Source organism: Alteromonas sp. KUL106, assembly GCF_009811415.1.
Taxonomy (GTDB): Bacteria; Pseudomonadota; Gammaproteobacteria; order Enterobacterales; family Alteromonadaceae; genus Alteromonas.
Map to the genome: position 1 here is coordinate 230,208 of NZ_BLIG01000001.1, position 17,337 is coordinate 247,544.

Sequence of the window (17,337 nt, forward strand, 5' to 3'; positions counted from 1 at the left end):
AACCCCGTCATTGCCATCAAAAGAGTACTTTCTTTGTTACTTTTGCATCGCAGTAGACTAATTGACGGGGTAGCTATAGCAACGTAGTCTGAAGAAATTGCAGAAAGAAATCGCGTAACGGAATACCCATAATGAAATCTGCCAAAACACTTACCGCTTTAACACTTTCCATTTGCCTAGCATCACTTTTAGGCTGCGCGGAACCTGAAACCTTAACGGCCTCCTCCTCGCCTGTCGAAGAAACACAAGAAGCCAATCTTTTAAAGACGGGGCTAGCAGGGCGTATTCGCATTGAAGGGCAAGCGGTTGATTTCCAGTCTTTAGAACAACGACTGGCGCATTACAAGGTGCCTGGGGTGTCTGTCGCATTTATGCGAAATGGACAGTTAGCCTGGACCATGCAAAGCGGCGTTAAAGACTTAACAACCAAATTGGCGGTTGATGAAGACACAGTATTTCAAGCGGGCAGTATTTCTAAGCCCGCATTTGCAGCAGTATTGATGAAGTACCGCCAAGATAACCCTATTGATTTAGATACAGACGTAAATAACTTGCTTACCAGCTGGAAATTACCCGAACACGAATGGACTGGCCAAGAAGCGGTGTCGTTACGCCGACTTTTAAGCCACACGGCGGGTACCACAGTGCATGGCTTCCCTGGTTACGCCGCTGGTGAGCCAGTGCCAACTTTGCAGCAAGTGTTAGAAGGCACAGCGCCTGCAAACACCAGCGCAGTAGTTGTTGATATTAAACCAGGCACGCAAATGCGTTATTCGGGTGGTGGCACTACGCTAGCTCAACTTGCCTTGCAAGACGTAGCTAACGAACCTTTGCCGACTATGTCACAACGGCTTTTGTTTAAACCTTTAGGTATGACACGTTCAGGATACGAACAACCCATAACGACAAACCTATCAAACAATATGGCTACCCCATACGACGGTGACGGTTCGCCAATAAAAGGTGGTGCGCATACCTACGCCACACTCGCAGCGGCAGGTATGTGGAGTACGCCATCAGACATGTTGAAGCTGGCAAGCAGTGTACGCAGTGCGTATTTGGGGCAAAAAACAGACTGGATATCGCAAGATACCGCACAAGAAATGTTAACCAACAATACACCAAGTATAAAGCCGCCTAATGTGGGAATTGGCTTTTTCATCAACATGGATGACAACGGGGAAATTTTAGGCTTTGGCCATGGCGGCGCAGATGCTGGGTTTATGTCGCAGCTATACATTGAGCTAGATACGGGCAACGGCTACGCCATTATGACCAACGGCAACAACGGTAGGCAGTTAATCACTGAACTAGAAATACGTTTAAAGGAAGCATTAGACGTTGGTTACTCTGAGCCTGAAATAAAAACACTAGTGCCCATTAGCCAAGACGAACTAAGCCAATACATTGGGACCTATGAAGTGACAAAGCCAGTTATTGTTGATGTGGTGTTAGAAAAGACGGCCAATGGCTTTGTGCTTAACGCCTTACCTTATGTTGAAGATGAAGAGTATTTTCATGAAGGTGAAGGTAAGTTTTTTGCTAGGAATGGTAGCAGTATTCGTTTTGAGATGGATGAAGACAGTGGGTTGGTTACGGCGCTTGTGATGGATGGGAATATTCGGGGTTTTAGGAAGGAGTAGTTGATAAGTATTGAATAACCTAATTTACACAGTAAGACTGGAGCTCAAATGTAGGTAATTCTACCTTGAAACATTTCCTAGAGTTGTAAAACATTTCGATGTAATCAAATATGTCGGCTCTTGCATGTTCACGTGTCGTATAGATTTTTCGTTTTATTCGTTCTCTCCTAAGTAGCTGGAAGAAGCTCTCTACTACCGCATTATCGTGGCAGTTTCCTCTGCGGCTCATGCTGGCTTTTAGATTATGCTCAGTTAGGAAGTCACTCCATTCATAGCCTGTAAATTGACTACCCTGATCTGAATGTATAAGTACCTGCTTTTTGGGCTTTCGTCGCCATACCGCAGCTAAAAGCGACTGAGTAACGAGTTCAGATTCCATGCGAGAACTCATCGACCAACCAACGACAGCGCGTGAGTATAAATCTAAGACAACGGCAAGATAGAGCCAGCCTTCATGGGTGCGGATATAAGTGATGTCAGTCACCCAATATCTGTTCGGTTTGGCAACCGTAAATTGCCTATCAAGCACGTTATGTGCAACAACCGCAGGCTTGCCGCTGAAGTGTCCTTTATGCTTTCTATAACCGACTTGTGCCTTTATACCTTCTAGTTTCATCAATTTAGCTACACGATGTTTGCTGCAAGCTTCGCCTAAATCCTTAAGGTCACTCGTGACTTTTCTATACCCGTAGACACAACCGCTTTCTAGCCAAGAATGCTTAATTAAGCCTGTTAGACGCTCGTCCTCAAGCTGTCGTTTTGACTTCGGCTTATCCATCCATGCATAGAAGCCGCTTCGCTGTATTGCTAGAGCTTCACACATCAACTTTGTTGGGTAATTCTTGAGCCTAGCTTTTATGAACGCATATTTTTCTTTGACTCGCCCGCGAAAAATACGGTGGCTTCCTTTAGGATGTCGCGTTCCATTGTCACGCGTTTAAGCTCTTTTTCGAGTTGTTTAATACGGTCAGATTGTTCTTGAGATTGCCTATGTTCTTCACTATCTGGGCCATAAGCTTTTATCCAGTTATAAAGCGAACTGCTAGTCACTCCTAGCCTCTCTGAGACGCTTGCCACCGAATAACCTTGGTCGGTAACCTGTTTTACGGCTTGTATTTTAAATTCTTCTGTAAATCGTTGAGACATCTTTTCTCCTTGGTGCACATAATTATAAAGCAATTAAGTGTCTAGAGAACTCTGGTCGATTCAGTGAGGTATTTTGATGCTTTAAAAATTGAAATATTTCAACGCAAGCTAAACCGCTATTTCTAAGACATTGTCAAAATTGGCTGAAAATTTTTTTAAAATATTTTTTAATCGCTCATAAAAGCAGTAAAAAAGACAATCAAGATCGCTTGCGATCAATTGCTAATTCCTCAATTTTCTCATACTATCAATTTGTTCACATACAGAGATTAAACATGGCCGATGATATTTTGACCATTCAAGAGGTCGCCACCTACCTGAAGCTAAATGAAAAGACGGCATATCGTCTTGCAAGTGAAGGCAAATTACCTGGGTTCAAGGTAGGTGGTAGTTGGCGCTTTAAGCGCGTAGATTTGGAAAAGTGGATTGAAGAACAAAAACAAAAATAAGGAATGTTATGAAATTTAATGAAGATTCTCGCGTTAAGATCCCAGCTATTTTGCATTTAATGCGTCTCGGCTACCAGTACTTATCACTTAAAGGGCAAAGCTGGGATCTAGATACCAATATCTTCCCTGAATTATTTAAAACCGCTATCAGCAAAATTAACCCAGGTATTGAAGAAGCTGAAGCTGGCCGACTGTTAGAAGATGTAAAACTACTGCTTGATAATGAAGATCTAGGTAGAGCTTTCTTTGAGCGCCTGTCTGAGCGTTCAAATACCAAGTTGATTGACTTTGAAAACTTTAATAACAACACCTTCCATGTTGTTACCGAGCTGACGTGCCAGAATGGCGATGAAGAGTTCCGCCCAGATATCACGCTGCTAATCAATGGTATGCCGCTGGTGTTTATCGAGGTGAAAAAGCCGAATAACCGCGAAGGTATTTTGGCCGAGCGAGACCGTATTAATAAGCGCTTTCAAAACCCTAAATTTAAACGTTTTGCCAACATCACCCAGTTTATGATTTTCTCTAATAACATGGAGTACGATGATGGAGACCCAGAACCAGTTCAAGGTGCTTTTTACGCTAGTAGTTCTTATCATAAACCGGTCTTTAACTATTTCCGCGAAGAAGAAATCTTAAATTTAACCGCCCTGTTAAAGCCAGTGTCGGATGATGACGAGTTAAAAGTTTTAAAAGACAATAATCTGGAAGTAATCCGTAGTAACCCAGAATTTCAAACCAACAAGCAACCAGAGCGACCTACCAATCGCATATGTACTTCGTTGTTATCACGTGAGCGCTTAGCCTTTATTTTACGTTATGCCTTGACCTATGTGTCGGAAACTGACGGATTACAAAAACATATCATGCGCTATCCGCAGCTGTTTGCTACCAAAGCTATTGAAAATAAGCTCAGCGAAGGCATTAGAAAAGGTATTATTTGGCACACTCAAGGTAGTGGTAAAACCGCCCTTACATATTACAACGTGCGCTTTTTAACCGACTATTTCCAAAAACAGCAAATCATCCCTAAATTTTATTTTATTGTTGATCGCTTAGACTTACTGCAACAAGCGCAGCATGAATTTACCGCCCGTGGTTTAACCGTTCACACCATAAACTCGCGGGATGCCTTTACCCGTGATATTAAAGCCACACAAGTGCTCCATAATCATTCTGGCAAGCCAGAAATCACCGTAGCAAATATTCAAAAGTTTAAAGATGACCCTGATGTAGTTAGCACTCAAGACTACAACGTAGCGATACAGCGCGTGTACTTTTTAGACGAAGTTCACCGCAGCTATAACCCCAAAGGCAGTTTTTTAGCCAACTTGAGCCAGTCTGACAGCAACGCCATCAAGATTGGCTTAACTGGAACGCCGCTATTGGGCGATGACTACAACTCTCGCGCCTTGTTTGGTGACTACATTCATAAGTACTACTACAACGCTTCCATTGCCGACGGTTACACTTTGCGCCTAATCCGTGAAGAGATCAGCACCCAATACAAAATCGATTTGCAAAAAGCCCTTGAAGAAGCCGAAGTGAAAATGGGCGATGTTGATCGTAAGCTGATATACGCCCACCCAAATTTTGTTGAACCTATGCTCACTTACATAGTGAACGACTTTGAAAAAAGTCGTGGTGCATTGAATGATACTAGCATTGGCGGGATGGTGATCTGCGATAGTTCAGACCAAGCGAAGCAGATGTTTGAAATATTCAATGAGATTTATGCCGAAACGCCTATTCTTCCACAAAAAGTAGGCGACTCAAATAGCCAAGTACTCGAAGTCACTGAACCTGCTCCAACAGCTTATACCGAATCAGCTAAACAAGCCCAAAAAGTAAAAAACGCCGCCCTGATCCTGCACGACATCGGCGCAAAAGAAGAACGTAAAAACTGGGTAGAAGATTTCAAAGCCGGCAAAATCGACTTTTTGTTTGTGTACAACATGCTACTCACGGGCTTTGATGCCAAGCGCCTGAAAAAGCTCTACCTTGGCCGAGTTATTCGCAAACACAACTTGCTTCAAGCCCTCACGCGTGTAAACCGTACATACAAAGATTTTCGCTATGGTTATGTGGTGGATTTTGCCGATATTCGTAAAGAATTTGATGCCACTAACAAGGCCTATTTCGACGAATTACAGTCGGAGCTTGGTGATGAGATGGAGCACTATTCAGACTTGTTTAAATCTCAGGAAGAGATCAAACAAGAAATCGAGCATATCAAAGATGTTTTGTTCCGCTTTGATACTGAGAACATGGAAGAATTCTGCAACCAAATCAGCCAAATACAAGACCGTGATACGGTACTGGCACTCAAGAAAGCCTTAGCCGATGCCCGTAGTTTGTATAACTTGATCCGCTTGCAAGGTGAATATGATTTTCTGGATGAACTGGATTTCGCCAAGCTCAATGTGCTTTACCGCGAAACCAGTAACCATTTAGACCTACTAAACCTCAAAAACGATTTAGAAAGCGGCCAAGACACCAGCAATTTGCTCAACCGCGCTTTAGAAGACGTGATCTTCAAGTTTGTAAAAATCGGCGAAGAAGAACTGGTTCTGGCCGACAAGCTCAAAAACACCCTACGCCAAACCCGTGAAACCCTGGCCAGCAACTTTGATCAGCAAGATCCACAGTTTATTAGCTTGAAAGAAGAACTAGAGCGCTTGTTTAAGAAGAAAAACCTCAGCGAAGTCACCCAGGACGAAATGGTTGCAAACATTGACGCGCTCAATAAAATTCACGACCGTGTGAAAGAACTCAACCGCCAAAACAACCAGCTGCGACAAAAGTATCTAGGTGATGCCAAATACACTCGTATTCATAAGCGCTTGCAAGAACGTGGGGATATTTCAGACAGTGAGCGAAAAATATTTGAGGCTTTAGTTGGCGTGAAACAAGATGCCGATGAGCAAGTCATCAACAATAGCCAAGTGCTCGACAATGAAAGTTACTTCGAGCGCCAAATGATGCCGCTGGTAATTGCGCGCTTTATGAAAGAACAAAATATCAGGCTAAACGCAGACGCATCTCGTTATATTAATCATCTCGTCGTCGCGGAATATTTAAAAGAATTTAATACCGGCAGCCAAGTTTGGTAGTGCCGGTAACACTAATTAGGAAACACAATTACAATGGTTGAATTAGAATTTCAGCAAAAAACTAAAACCCTGATTGATAGCTTAAAAAGCATCTGTGCCAACTATGGTTTAGGTAATGACGGTAACGAATTTAAAATCATTACCCAAACGTTTTTGTATAAGTTTTTAAACGACAAGTTCGCCTTTGAAGCTAAAAAACTCGACGACACCATTGCCAAAGCAGACAAATGGGAAGAAGCCCTAGCAGTTATGTCAGAAGATGACCTCGACATGCTACAACTACAAATGGGCGGCGATACCGCACGCTTAAAACCGCAGCACTTTATCAGCTACTTGTTTAGCCAACAAAACGCCCCTGACTTTGCCAAGCTGTTTGACGACACCCTAATAGACATTGCTATTACCAATAACGATGTGTTTGCAGTAAAAACCGATGGCGGCGCAAAAGTGGTGCTGTTTGACCGAATCAGCCAATACATTGCTGACGACTCAAAACGCGATGCTTTCTGCCGCGCTATTATCAATAAACTGGTCGAGTTCAGCTTTGAGAGAATTTTTACGCAAAAATTCGACTTCTACGCCACCATCTTTGAATACCTGATCAAAGACTATAACAGCAATTCTGGCGGTAAATATGCCGAGTATTTCACCCCCCATGCGGTAGCGCGCATTATGGCGGAAATCTTAGTACCTAAAGAGCAGCGCGGTACGGTGCGCAATGTTGCCTGTTACGACCCATCGGCAGGTTCGGGTACGTTGCTGATGAACGTGGCGCACGCCATTGGTGAAAACCGCTGTAGCATTTACACGCAAGATATTTCGCAAAAATCATCCAATCTGCTGCGTTTAAACCTGATCTTAAATAATTTGGTGCACTCAATTCCGAATGTAATCCAAGGTAATACTGTGCTGCATCCCTACCATAAAGACGGTAAAGCGCTTAAACGCTTTGACTATATTGTTTCTAACCCGCCATTTAAGCTTGATTTCAGCGACTTTAGAGATGAGCTAGACAGTAAAGAAAACAAAGACCGATTTTTTGCCGGCATTCCAAAGATTAAAGCCAAAGCCAAGGACAAGATGGAGATTTACCAATTGTTCTTGCAGCACATCATTGCCTCACTTAAACCGGGCGGCAAAGCCGCTGTCGTGGTGCCAACGGGTTTTATTACCGCACAATCGGGCATTGACAAAGGCATTCGCGAACATTTGGTAAAAAACAAAATGCTGGCGGGCGTGGTGTCTATGCCATCGAATATCTTCGCCACCACAGGTACTAATGTATCCATTCTGTTTATCGATGCTAGTAACGATGGTGATGTAGTACTGGTAGATGCCTCTAACTTGGGCGAAAAAGTTAAAGACGGCAAAAACCAAAAAACCGTATTAACGCCAGACGAAGAACAACAAATTATTGATGTCTTTAACGCTAAACAAGCTGTAGAAGATTTTTCCGTCGTGGTCAGTTATGCCGACATCGAAGCGAAAAACTACTCATTAAGTGCGGGCCAGTACTTTGATGTCAAAATCGAATATGTGGATATTACCCCAGAGCAATTCGCACAAAAGATGCAGGGTTTTACCAGTAACCTAGATAACCTGTTTAGTCAGTCTCATGAATTGGAAACGGAGATTAAAAAGCAGTTGGCGGGGTTGAAGTTTAATGGATAAAACAATAGGTCTTGCTTGTAACATATCAACCGGAAAACTAGATGCCAATCAAGCGGTTTCAGGCGGAGAATATCCATTTTTTACTTGTGCTGAATTCCCTGATCAGATAGATCACTTTGCATATGATGATGATGTTGTGCTTGTAGCTGGTAACAATGCCCGGGGGAATTTTCATGTAAGTCGGTACAAGGGGAAATTCAATGCTTACCAGCGCACTTATATTCTAACCGCCAAAGAAGGCTTCAATATTGATTATGTTTATTACGCACTAAAACTCGAATTAAAGAGATTACGGGAAAAGTCACAAGGCTCTCAAACTAAATTTTTGACGATGCCAATTCTCACAGGAATCCACTTTCGCGATATTACAGGTGATGAACAATCAAAAATCGCCAATGTATTAAGTGTCATCGATAAAAAAATCGAACTCAATAACCGCATCAACGCCGAGCTGGAGGCCATGGCCAAAACCCTGTACGACTATTGGTTTGTACAGTTCGACTTCCCCGATGCCAATGGCAACTCCTACAAGACCTCCGGTGGCAAAATGGTATACAACCCAATCCTAAAACGGGAAATACCGGAGGGATGGGAAGTAAAAAATCTAGGTGACATTTCTCATATTAAAGCCGGCGGAGATAAGCCGACAGGATATTCTGAAACACAAACAGATGATAACCAAGTCCCTATATTTTCAAATGGAATCACTGAAGATGGTCTTTATGGCTACACAAGCAAAGCCACAATTGAATTTCCGAGCATTACAGTCTCTGCGCGTGGAACAATTGGTTATGCTGTATTGAGAACGAAACCATTCGTCCCAATAATTCGATTACTTGTATTGACACCGTATCATAGCGAAGACATTAAATTTTTAGATGAGGCAGTCAAACGAATAGGGTTCGAAAACTCAGGGTCGGTTCAACAACAGTTAACAGTACCGCAAATTTCCAAGATTAATATTATTTATCCACCGCAAATAATTCGTGAACAGTATGCTGGCGCAGTTATGGGTAGTGTGAAAAAAATTGAATTGCTGAAGGAGCAAAGCCGAGATCTTAAGGCTTTACGCGACTGGCTTCTCCCCATGTTAATGAACGGCCAGGTAACAGTAAAATGATTAATACTGCGTTTCGGGTCTTACTCACAGCTAATGCTACATCGCTACTGGTGATTATCTATTTGGTGCAAAAAGGCACCACGATTAGTCAATTATTCGGTGGACTAGATTGTTTCAGTTGGACAGTTAAACTTCCGAACGTAGCCTCGTATTTGTTTTATTTGGCCATACCCATCTTATCGACGGGTTTGAGTATTTGGCTGAGTCAATACTTGGGTAAAGACGAATTTAAAGAGGGTGAAGTCGCTAGTATTGAACATGCAAATAACAGCTTTCTACCCAGTTACTTGGGCTACTTTTTTGTGGCGCTGAGCATAGGCAACTGGGAAACCCTGTGGTTTGTGTATGGGGTGTTGTTCGTATTCACCTTTCTTTCGCAGGCACTCTACTTTAATCCACTGTTTTTGTTGTTTGGTTATGAGTTTTACAACATCACGACTAAAAACGGCACAGCCATTTTTCTGATTAGCAAAGCGCGCTACAAAAAGCCTGATGACATTCAAATACCGTTGGCTTATCGAATTAATAATTATACTTTTATCGAGCGAGAGTAATGATGGACCATATACTGGCACACATAAAAACAAGAGCAAAAAAACGCACTTTTAAATTAGTTTCGGATCAATCTCTATTTGATACAGTCAAAGTCGATTTGAACGCCTGTGTTCCATACGACCCTGACCATAACCTCGATGAAGACTCATGGTTCAAAATTGAAGGCTTTAGCAACCAAGCCTACGGTTTAGAACTATTGAAGAAAAAGTTCGATTCAAAAGATTACCATGATTTAACTAAAGCTAATTTTTCTAAAATTGCTTATTTATTTGCTGTTCAGGGCGATGACTTTTATTTTCAAAAAATAACCCCTAGCCTTTTTGTTAAGCGCAAAACACTGGTGTTTGGTGAAACGGCTGAGCTTGAAAAAAGTCAAACGCGCTTAGTAATTAATGTGTTACCTGATGCCGTGTATTTCAAAGCAGCGGATACTTTAATATTCAAAAGCTTGGCAACGATTTCAAGTATATTTAAAGGCATAGATGAACTGTACAAAGAAGCGACTAAAGAAGAAGTTGAACAGTTCTTAGATGAGTCATTTATAGAACTGAGCAACAATTACAGCATCGAAAAAGTATCAAAGCCAAATCGAAAGCGTATTGGTCTTGCCATGAAAACGCTTGAAGGAATGTCAGCCGGTGATAAAACCAATATGCTTGAGTACATAGATGGATACTGCGAGCAAAGACTTAAATTTGATCAACAGAATCAAAAGTTTGAGATATCAACTGATGAAGACTTGAAATTGTTGGTTTATGGCATAGAACAGCGCTTTTACACCACCCCCTTTGGTAAGGAAAAACGCCTAGCAAATTCAGTACAAGCTATAAAATAATAATCAAGGAAGAATTTTTATGTCTTACAAAGCAGAGTTTTCGGGATGGGATTCCCTTACAATAGAAGATCTTCTTGTTGCCTACCGAAAAGCAAAAGCCGACTGTTTCTTCGAAAACACCTTTCCAACAGCAATTAAATTCGCTGAATACGAGCAAGATCTACTCACCAACCTAAAAGCTCTGTTAGGTCAATTGCAAGCCGATGCTGGTTTTGCTGAAAATGTAGAATTACTTGGGGATTTTCGTTTACTGCCCAAGAAGCTATCCACTGAAAGAAAATCAGATTCAGGTGACAATGGCCACGTTCATTTCTCAAAACCTGATAGAGCGGTTGAAAGCCTGTTTAAAAATTACAATGTAGTGCCTGAGTTTAGAATTGTCGGCGACTTTCCTGTAAATACCCACATTATTTCTGCATTGTGGATCAATATGATTGGTCACAAGTTTGACGCCAAACTCGACGATAGCTGCTACGGCGCCAGACTCAAACGAATTCGTAATGATGAACTGTTTACAGAAAATAATGAAAAACCATTTCATATCAGCTCTGTAGGCTCTTTTGTACCGTATTTTCAACCTTACCAAAAATGGCGTAACGATGGCTTAAAAACAATAAGGGAAGAGTTGGAAAAAGACCGAGATATAATTGCTGTATCTCTGGACTTGAAAAGTTACTACCATTTTATAGACCCGCTAATTACCTCCGCTTCAGCACTTATAGAAGCTCTAGATTTGAACTTGTCTGATGAAGAAAAATCCTTCACTAAGCAGCTATCACTATTTCTTAATGCGTGGGCTAGCGGCGCCAGCCAATTTGGTAAATCAGTTGGTGGTCAAAGAGCAAAAATAAGCGGAGGGTTAGTCATTGGCCTGACGTGTAGCAGAGTTATTTCGAATGCTTTATTGCACAAGTGGGACCGACTTATTATCGAAAAACTCTCACCTATTCACTATGGTCGTTATGTTGATGATATGTTCCTTGTGTTGCGCGATACGGGGAAAATCTCAAATAGCCAAGACTTTATGCTTTTATTACAAGAGCGAATGGGTGAAAAGTGCATTGCACAAAGTCCCAAAAACAATAAAGTATGGGAAATTAATCAAGGCGATGACGTACAAGGTAACTCCACAATATCGCTTCAGTCAGACAAACAAAAATTATTTATCCTGCAAGGCCGTGCTGGCTTAGACCTGTTGGATAGTATCGAAAAGGAAATATACGAATTATCTAGTGAGCATCGCCTCATGCCCTCGCCCGACCAATTGGAACATTCAACCGCAGCTAAAGTACTCTCAGCTGCTGGAAGTGTGGGTGAAAATGCAGATACTTTAAGAAGAGCCGATGGATTAACGATCCGTCGTTTGGGTTGGTCACTACAATTGCGTCACGTAGAAACCCTAGCTCGGGATTTACCGCCGAATCAATGGAAAGAGCAAAGGGAAGAGTTTTACCAATTTGCTCATAATCATATCTTGCGTGCAGACAATCTATTTGCTCATTTTAATTACTTACCTAGATTGCTTGGATTTGCAATCAGCATGAATGAATGGGAACAAGCTGAACAAATCGCAGTGAAGTCCTATCAAGCAATAGATATACTCGCCAAAGAGGTAGGCAGAGGACAGAAAGTTCGAATCAATGGATGTGACGCTAAAGTCTTGAAAGACCTTTGGGGCTACATAAAAGGCACCTTAACCTGGTTATTTATTGATGCCGCTACACGCTACCATGATCCAAGTAAACTATTCCTTGGGGAACGTTCGAGCAAGAAAAAGCGTCTAGCTAACTTATTCTTAAAACAAATTGTCGAAACACTGAGTAGTTTCGAAGCACTACTAGAGCTTAGTTTTGATGTGGCAGAATTTGAAAACAAAGCGCCTTTAGTCGCATCAGCAGACCTTGCAAAAGAAGCATATAAGTACATCATAAATAGTCGTTCCGCTGAGCAGTTAGTAGGTAAGCGAAATGCAAAAAAAGAAAAACAAATTCTGGATTTGCTCGGTGATTCTGGGCTCATTGAAGTACCTATATTCGAGCAGTTTATAAACTCTACCCGAAAAACGAGACTAGGCAACGTTACTAAAGGGCAAAAGAAAAACGATAGCTTCCTGCCGTACCTTTTCCCAACCAGACCATTATCTCCACTGGAAATATCTGAGCTAGCCCCTGAATGTGTCGGTTTACCCTCTGCATCCGGAAAACCTCCAGTATTTGGGCCCTCTGTTACATGGGCAAAATACACGCAAGTACTGCGTGGTGTATGGATAAAGCCAACCCTACTTGCTGCTGAGCAAGATGCTGATGAAAAGCCTTCAACACGCCGAAAGAAATTCATTAATGTAGGTACGGACAGCAAAGACAAGGTGATCGTAGCGCTAACTAATCTTCGCACTGAGGACAACGACTGGGCATCGACAGCATGCAACAAGCCAAATTTAAGTCGAAAGCGTTATCAAAAAATTTCTAAATTGGTCAACGATGTTCTGAAATTAAAACCAAAACCTGATTACGTACTTTTTCCTGAACTATCAATTCCACTGAGATGGCTTAACAGTATTGCTGCTAGATTAAGTAGCGCAGGGATAAGCATTATTGCAGGAACAGAGTACCAACACGTTGGAGCTAATAAGATATACAGTGAGGCCTCAATGATTTTGGCGGATAACCGTCTCGGTTATCCTACCTTTGTAAAAATTAGACAGCCTAAACTTGAGCCAGCTGTTGGTGAGGACAAAGAGCTTACTAGTAAGTTTGGCAAGCAATGGGACTCATTAGGGAAATCACCAAAACCTGTATATATACATAACGGCTTTAATTTTGGTGTTATGGTTTGTTCAGAGTTACAAAACAGTAAAGCACGAGTTCGCTTCCAAGGGGCCGTTGATGCATTGATGGTGCTTAGTTGGAATAGAGATCTTGATACCTTCGCGTCTCTAATCGAATCTGCGGCTCTAGATATTCATGCTTATACAATTTTAGTTAATAATCGCAAATATGGTGACAGTCGAGTTCGTTCACCAGCAAAAGAGGGGTTTCTGCGTGATATCGCGCGTTTAAGAGGTGGTGATAATGATTTCGTGGTAGCTGCTACGATAGATATCACAGCTCTTCGGGCTTTTCAAAGCAGAGCTAAACGCTGGCCCGAAAATAACGATAAATTTAAGCCCGTACCCGAAGGCTTTCGATTGGCAAATAACCGAAAAGTACTTCCTCCTAAATAAGGCTGTAAGAAAACAAAAAAGCGAACCAGAAATGGTTCGCTTTTTCATATTTACTGACCTCTAGATTCAACTACCGGTTGCAAACTTTATTTGAGTTGCAAACTTAATTCCGATAGTTGCATTCTTTATTCGAGCTTGACAACCCCCTATTCCTCAGAATAACTCTCAATACTAGGGCAAGAACAAATTAGGTTACGGTCACCATAAACATCATCAATACGGTTAACTGTTGGCCAGAATTTGTTTCTGTGTACTTCTGGTGCTGGGTACGCTGCTAGCATGCGGTCGTAGCTGCGGTTCCAGTCGCTGTCACAGATATCTGCTAACGTGTGCGGTGCATTGTGTAGTGGGTTGTCGATGGCATCCCACTCGCCGCTTTCTACTTTCGCTACTTCTTGGCGAATGCTAATCATGGCATTAATGAACCGGTCTAGTTCGTACTTTGCTTCCGACTCTGTTGGCTCAATCATAAGCGTACCCGCTACTGGGAAGCTCATAGTTGGCGCGTGGAAGCCGTAGTCGTTAAGGCGCTTCGCAATGTCTACTTCGGTCACACCACTTGCTTCTTTAAGCGGGCGCAGGTCAACAATACATTCGTGCGCAACACGGCCATTGTTACCTTTGTAAAGTACCTTGTAGTGCCCTTCTAGCTTCTTTGCTACGTAGTTAGCGTTAAGAATGGCCACTTCGGTTGCACGGCGTAGGCCTTCGCTACCCATCATTTTAATGTACATGTAGCTGATAGGCAGAATAGAGGCACTACCCCATGGCGCTGCCGAAACCGCACCACAGTCTTTACCTGCTGTTGCTACGTCTACCACTGTGTGGTTTGGTAGGAATGGCGCAAGGTGCGACTTAACACCAATTGGTCCCATACCTGGGCCGCCACCACCGTGTGGAATACAGAAGGTTTTATGTAGGTTAAGGTGCGATACGTCTGAACCAATGAAACCAGGTGATGTAATGCCCACCTGCGCGTTCATGTTCGCGCCATCCATGTAAACCTGACCGCCGTGCTCGTGAACAATGTCACAAATCTCGCGTACAGTTTCTTCGTATACACCGTGGGTAGACGGGTATGTGATCATGGCACAAGATAGGTTCTCACCCACTTCTTCGGCCTTTTTGCGAAGGTCGTTAAGGTCTACGTTACCGTTTGAATCACACGCTACAACCACTACTTTTAGGCTAACCATTTGCGCAGACGCTGGGTTAGTACCGTGTGCAGAGCTTGGAATTAGGCACACGTTTCTGTGGCCTTCGCCGCGGCTTTCGTGGTAACGCTGAATAGCTAATAGGCCTGCGTATTCACCCTGTGCACCCGAGTTAGGCTGCATTGAAAGTGCATCGTAGCCCGTTACGTTAATTAGCCACTTGGCTAGCTCGGCAATCATTTCTTGATAGCCTGTTGCTTGGTCTAGTGGTGCAAACGGGTGAAGCTGGCCAAATTCAGCCCACGTTACTGGAATCATTTCAGCCGTTGCGTTTAGCTTCATAGTGCACGAACCCAATGAAATCATTGAGTGGTTAAGGGCCAAGTCTTTGTTCTCAAGGCTCTTGATGTAACGCAGCATCTCTGTTTCAGAGTGATACTTGTTAAATACTTCGTGCGTAAGAATGTCGCTTGTACGTACTAGCGCATCAGGAATAGATTTCACGTCTTGCGTGGTAACTTCAGCGTCTAGGCCTTCTACTGTTAGGCCGTGATCGTCACCTAGAATAACATCGAATAGCGCAACAATGTCTTCACGGGTTGTGGTTTCATCTAGTGCTACACCTACCGCGCCTTCTAAGTCAGCACGTAGGTTCATGCCTTTTGCATATGCTTTTGCTAGTACGTCTTCTTTGTTGTCTACCATTACGGTTAGCGTGTCGAAGTAAGTGCTGTGCTTAAGGGCTACGCCTTTTTCTGCACCTTTTTGTGTTAAACCAGTAGCAAGAATGTCAGCAAAACGGTGAATGCGCTCAGCAATGGTTTTAAGGCCTTGTGGGCCGTGGTACACGGCGTAGAAGCTTGCCATGTTGGCAAGTAGTACCTGCGCTGTACAGATGTTCGAGTTCGCTTTTTCACGGCGAATGTGCTGTTCACGGGTTTGTAGCGCCATACGCAATGCTTGGCGGCCGCGGGTGTCTTTACTTACACCAATAATACGCCCTGGCAGTGAACGCTTGTAGCTGTCGCGCGTTGCAAAGAATGCCGCGTGTGGACCGCCGTAGCCCATAGGTACACCAAAGCGCTGCGCACTACCCAGTGCAACGTCTGCGCCTAGCTCGCCTGGCGACTTAAGCATGACCAAGCTCATTAGGTCTGCCGCTACTGCAACAATACCCTTGTTCGCCTGTACCGCAGCAATGATGTCGCTGATATCTTTTACTTCACCTGTGGTAGTTGGGTATTGCAGTAGCGCACCAAATACGTCGTGTTCTGCCGCTTCTTCTGCTGCACCTTTGATGATTTCAAAACCGAACATTTCCGCACGAGTTTCAACCACGTCAATAGTTTGTGGGTGTACGTCGTTAGCAATAAAGAAAGCGTTCGATTTTTTGTTTTTAGATACGCGCTTGGCAAGGCCCATCGCCTCTGCGGCTGCCGTAGCTTCGTCAAGCAATGATGCCGACGCTAGCTCTAGGCCTGTAAGGTCGATAGTAACTTGTTGGAAGTTAAGAATAGCTTCTAAACGGCCTTGTGCGATCTCTGGCTGATAAGGCGTGTATGCTGTGTACCAACCTGGGTTTTCTAGCACGTTGCGCAAAATTACGTTTGGTACGTGTGTGTCGTAGTAACCCATACCAATAAAAGAACGGTTGATTTTGTTCTTTTGCGCAACAGCTTTTAATTCACTTAATGCTTCAACTTCTGTCGCACCTTCACCGCATTTTAGTGGCTCAGGTAGCGCAATACCTGCCGGTACAGTTTGCTCGATTAAATCGTCTAATGAGCTTGCACCAATGGCAGACAGCATTTCTTCAATTTCGCCTTTACCCGGGCCAATGTGACGACGGATAAATGTATCTTTTTGCTCTAATTGAGCCAATGTAGGAGAAGTATTCGACATAACGTTGTTAAGCACTCGTAATGTTTGCCGCAAGGGCGTCAATAAATCTTTAATTTAAAAAGGGGCCGAATAATATTCATGCCCCTTTACTAAATGTGTATCGAAAGAAAACCGTATAACGAATTACTCTTCGTCAATGCTGTTTTCGTAGCCTTCCGCGTCAAGTAGACCTTCTACTTCTTCAACGTCGTCAGCTTTTATTTTGAATAGCCAACCGTCGCCATAAGGGTCAGTGTTAACCAATTCTGGTGAATCTTCTAAGTCTTCGTTTATCGCAACAATTTCGCCTGAAATGGGTGCGTAAACGTCAGACGCCGCTTTCACCGATTCAGCAACACAGATATCGTCGCCAGTGCTTACCGCATCGCCAACGTCTGGCAAATCAACAAAAACCATGTCGCCAAGCAAACCTTGTGCGTGCTCAGAAATACCTACAGTGAAAACACCGTCACCATCAGGGCGAACCCATTCGTGCGTAGCGGCATAGCGTAAATCAGTTGGGATGTTGCTCATAATCGTTCCTGTT

General features: G+C 43.1%; 10 protein-coding genes and 1 pseudogene. 8 read left to right on the top strand and 3 right to left on the bottom strand.

The annotated features are described in order from the left end of the window. The first annotated feature begins 131 nt into the window (after positions 1-131). Complete coding sequence (locus GVO63_RS00955; protein ID WP_159577774.1) at positions 132-1,643, top strand: serine hydrolase; 1,512 nt, start codon at positions 132-134, stop codon at positions 1,641-1,643. Positions 1,644-1,725: 82 nt separating this feature from the next. Here the strand turns inward: GVO63_RS00955 and GVO63_RS00960 are convergent. Continuing rightward, positions 1,726-2,789 (bottom strand): annotated as a pseudogene (locus tag GVO63_RS00960) (IS3 family transposase); the annotation flags it as partial. 275 nt (positions 2,790-3,064) lie between these two features. Between GVO63_RS00960 and GVO63_RS00970 the strand changes: the two are divergent. From GVO63_RS00970 to GVO63_RS01000, 7 genes are read left to right on the top strand one after another with little or no spacing between them, the layout of a single operon-like run. Beyond that, on the top strand, positions 3,065-3,238 hold the full coding sequence (locus GVO63_RS00970) for a helix-turn-helix domain-containing protein (protein ID WP_159577776.1): 174 nt from the start codon (positions 3,065-3,067) through the stop codon (positions 3,236-3,238). A gap of 8 nt (positions 3,239-3,246) precedes the next feature. After that, the gene (locus GVO63_RS00975; protein WP_159577777.1) at positions 3,247-6,351 is read left to right on the top strand and encodes a type I restriction endonuclease subunit R; all 3,105 of its coding nucleotides are present in this window, start codon (positions 3,247-3,249) and stop codon (positions 6,349-6,351) included. Positions 6,352-6,384: 33 nt separating this feature from the next. Then, positions 6,385-8,022, top strand: a complete 1,638-nt coding sequence (locus GVO63_RS00980) for a class I SAM-dependent DNA methyltransferase (protein WP_159577778.1) — start codon at positions 6,385-6,387, stop codon at positions 8,020-8,022. Continuing rightward, on the top strand, positions 8,015-9,142 hold the full coding sequence (locus GVO63_RS00985; protein ID WP_159577779.1) for a restriction endonuclease subunit S: 1,128 nt from the start codon (positions 8,015-8,017) through the stop codon (positions 9,140-9,142). Before GVO63_RS00980 ends, GVO63_RS00985 begins: the two co-directional genes overlap by 8 nt. Further along, positions 9,139-9,696, top strand: coding sequence for a hypothetical protein (locus GVO63_RS00990; RefSeq protein WP_159577780.1), 558 nt, complete (start codon positions 9,139-9,141; stop codon positions 9,694-9,696). Before GVO63_RS00985 ends, GVO63_RS00990 begins: the two co-directional genes overlap by 4 nt. Beyond that, positions 9,696-10,532, top strand: coding sequence for an ATP F0F1 synthase synthase (locus tag GVO63_RS00995; protein WP_236552023.1), 837 nt, complete (start codon positions 9,696-9,698; stop codon positions 10,530-10,532). The genes GVO63_RS00990 and GVO63_RS00995 overlap by 1 nt, the downstream gene beginning before the upstream one ends. Before the next feature lie 19 nt (positions 10,533-10,551). Continuing rightward, the gene (locus GVO63_RS01000) at positions 10,552-13,755 is read left to right on the top strand and encodes a hypothetical protein (RefSeq protein ID WP_159577781.1); all 3,204 of its coding nucleotides are present in this window, start codon (positions 10,552-10,554) and stop codon (positions 13,753-13,755) included. 146 nt (positions 13,756-13,901) lie between these two features. Here GVO63_RS01000 and gcvP read toward each other — a convergent pair whose 3' ends face one another. Next, the gene (gene gcvP, locus GVO63_RS01005; protein ID WP_159577782.1) at positions 13,902-16,811 is read right to left on the bottom strand and encodes an aminomethyl-transferring glycine dehydrogenase; all 2,910 of its coding nucleotides are present in this window, start codon (positions 16,809-16,811) and stop codon (positions 13,902-13,904) included. 123 nt (positions 16,812-16,934) lie between these two features. After that, positions 16,935-17,324, bottom strand: a complete 390-nt coding sequence (gcvH, locus tag GVO63_RS01010) for a glycine cleavage system protein GcvH (protein ID WP_159495081.1) — start codon at positions 17,322-17,324, stop codon at positions 16,935-16,937. Positions 17,325-17,337 lie beyond the last annotated feature (13 nt).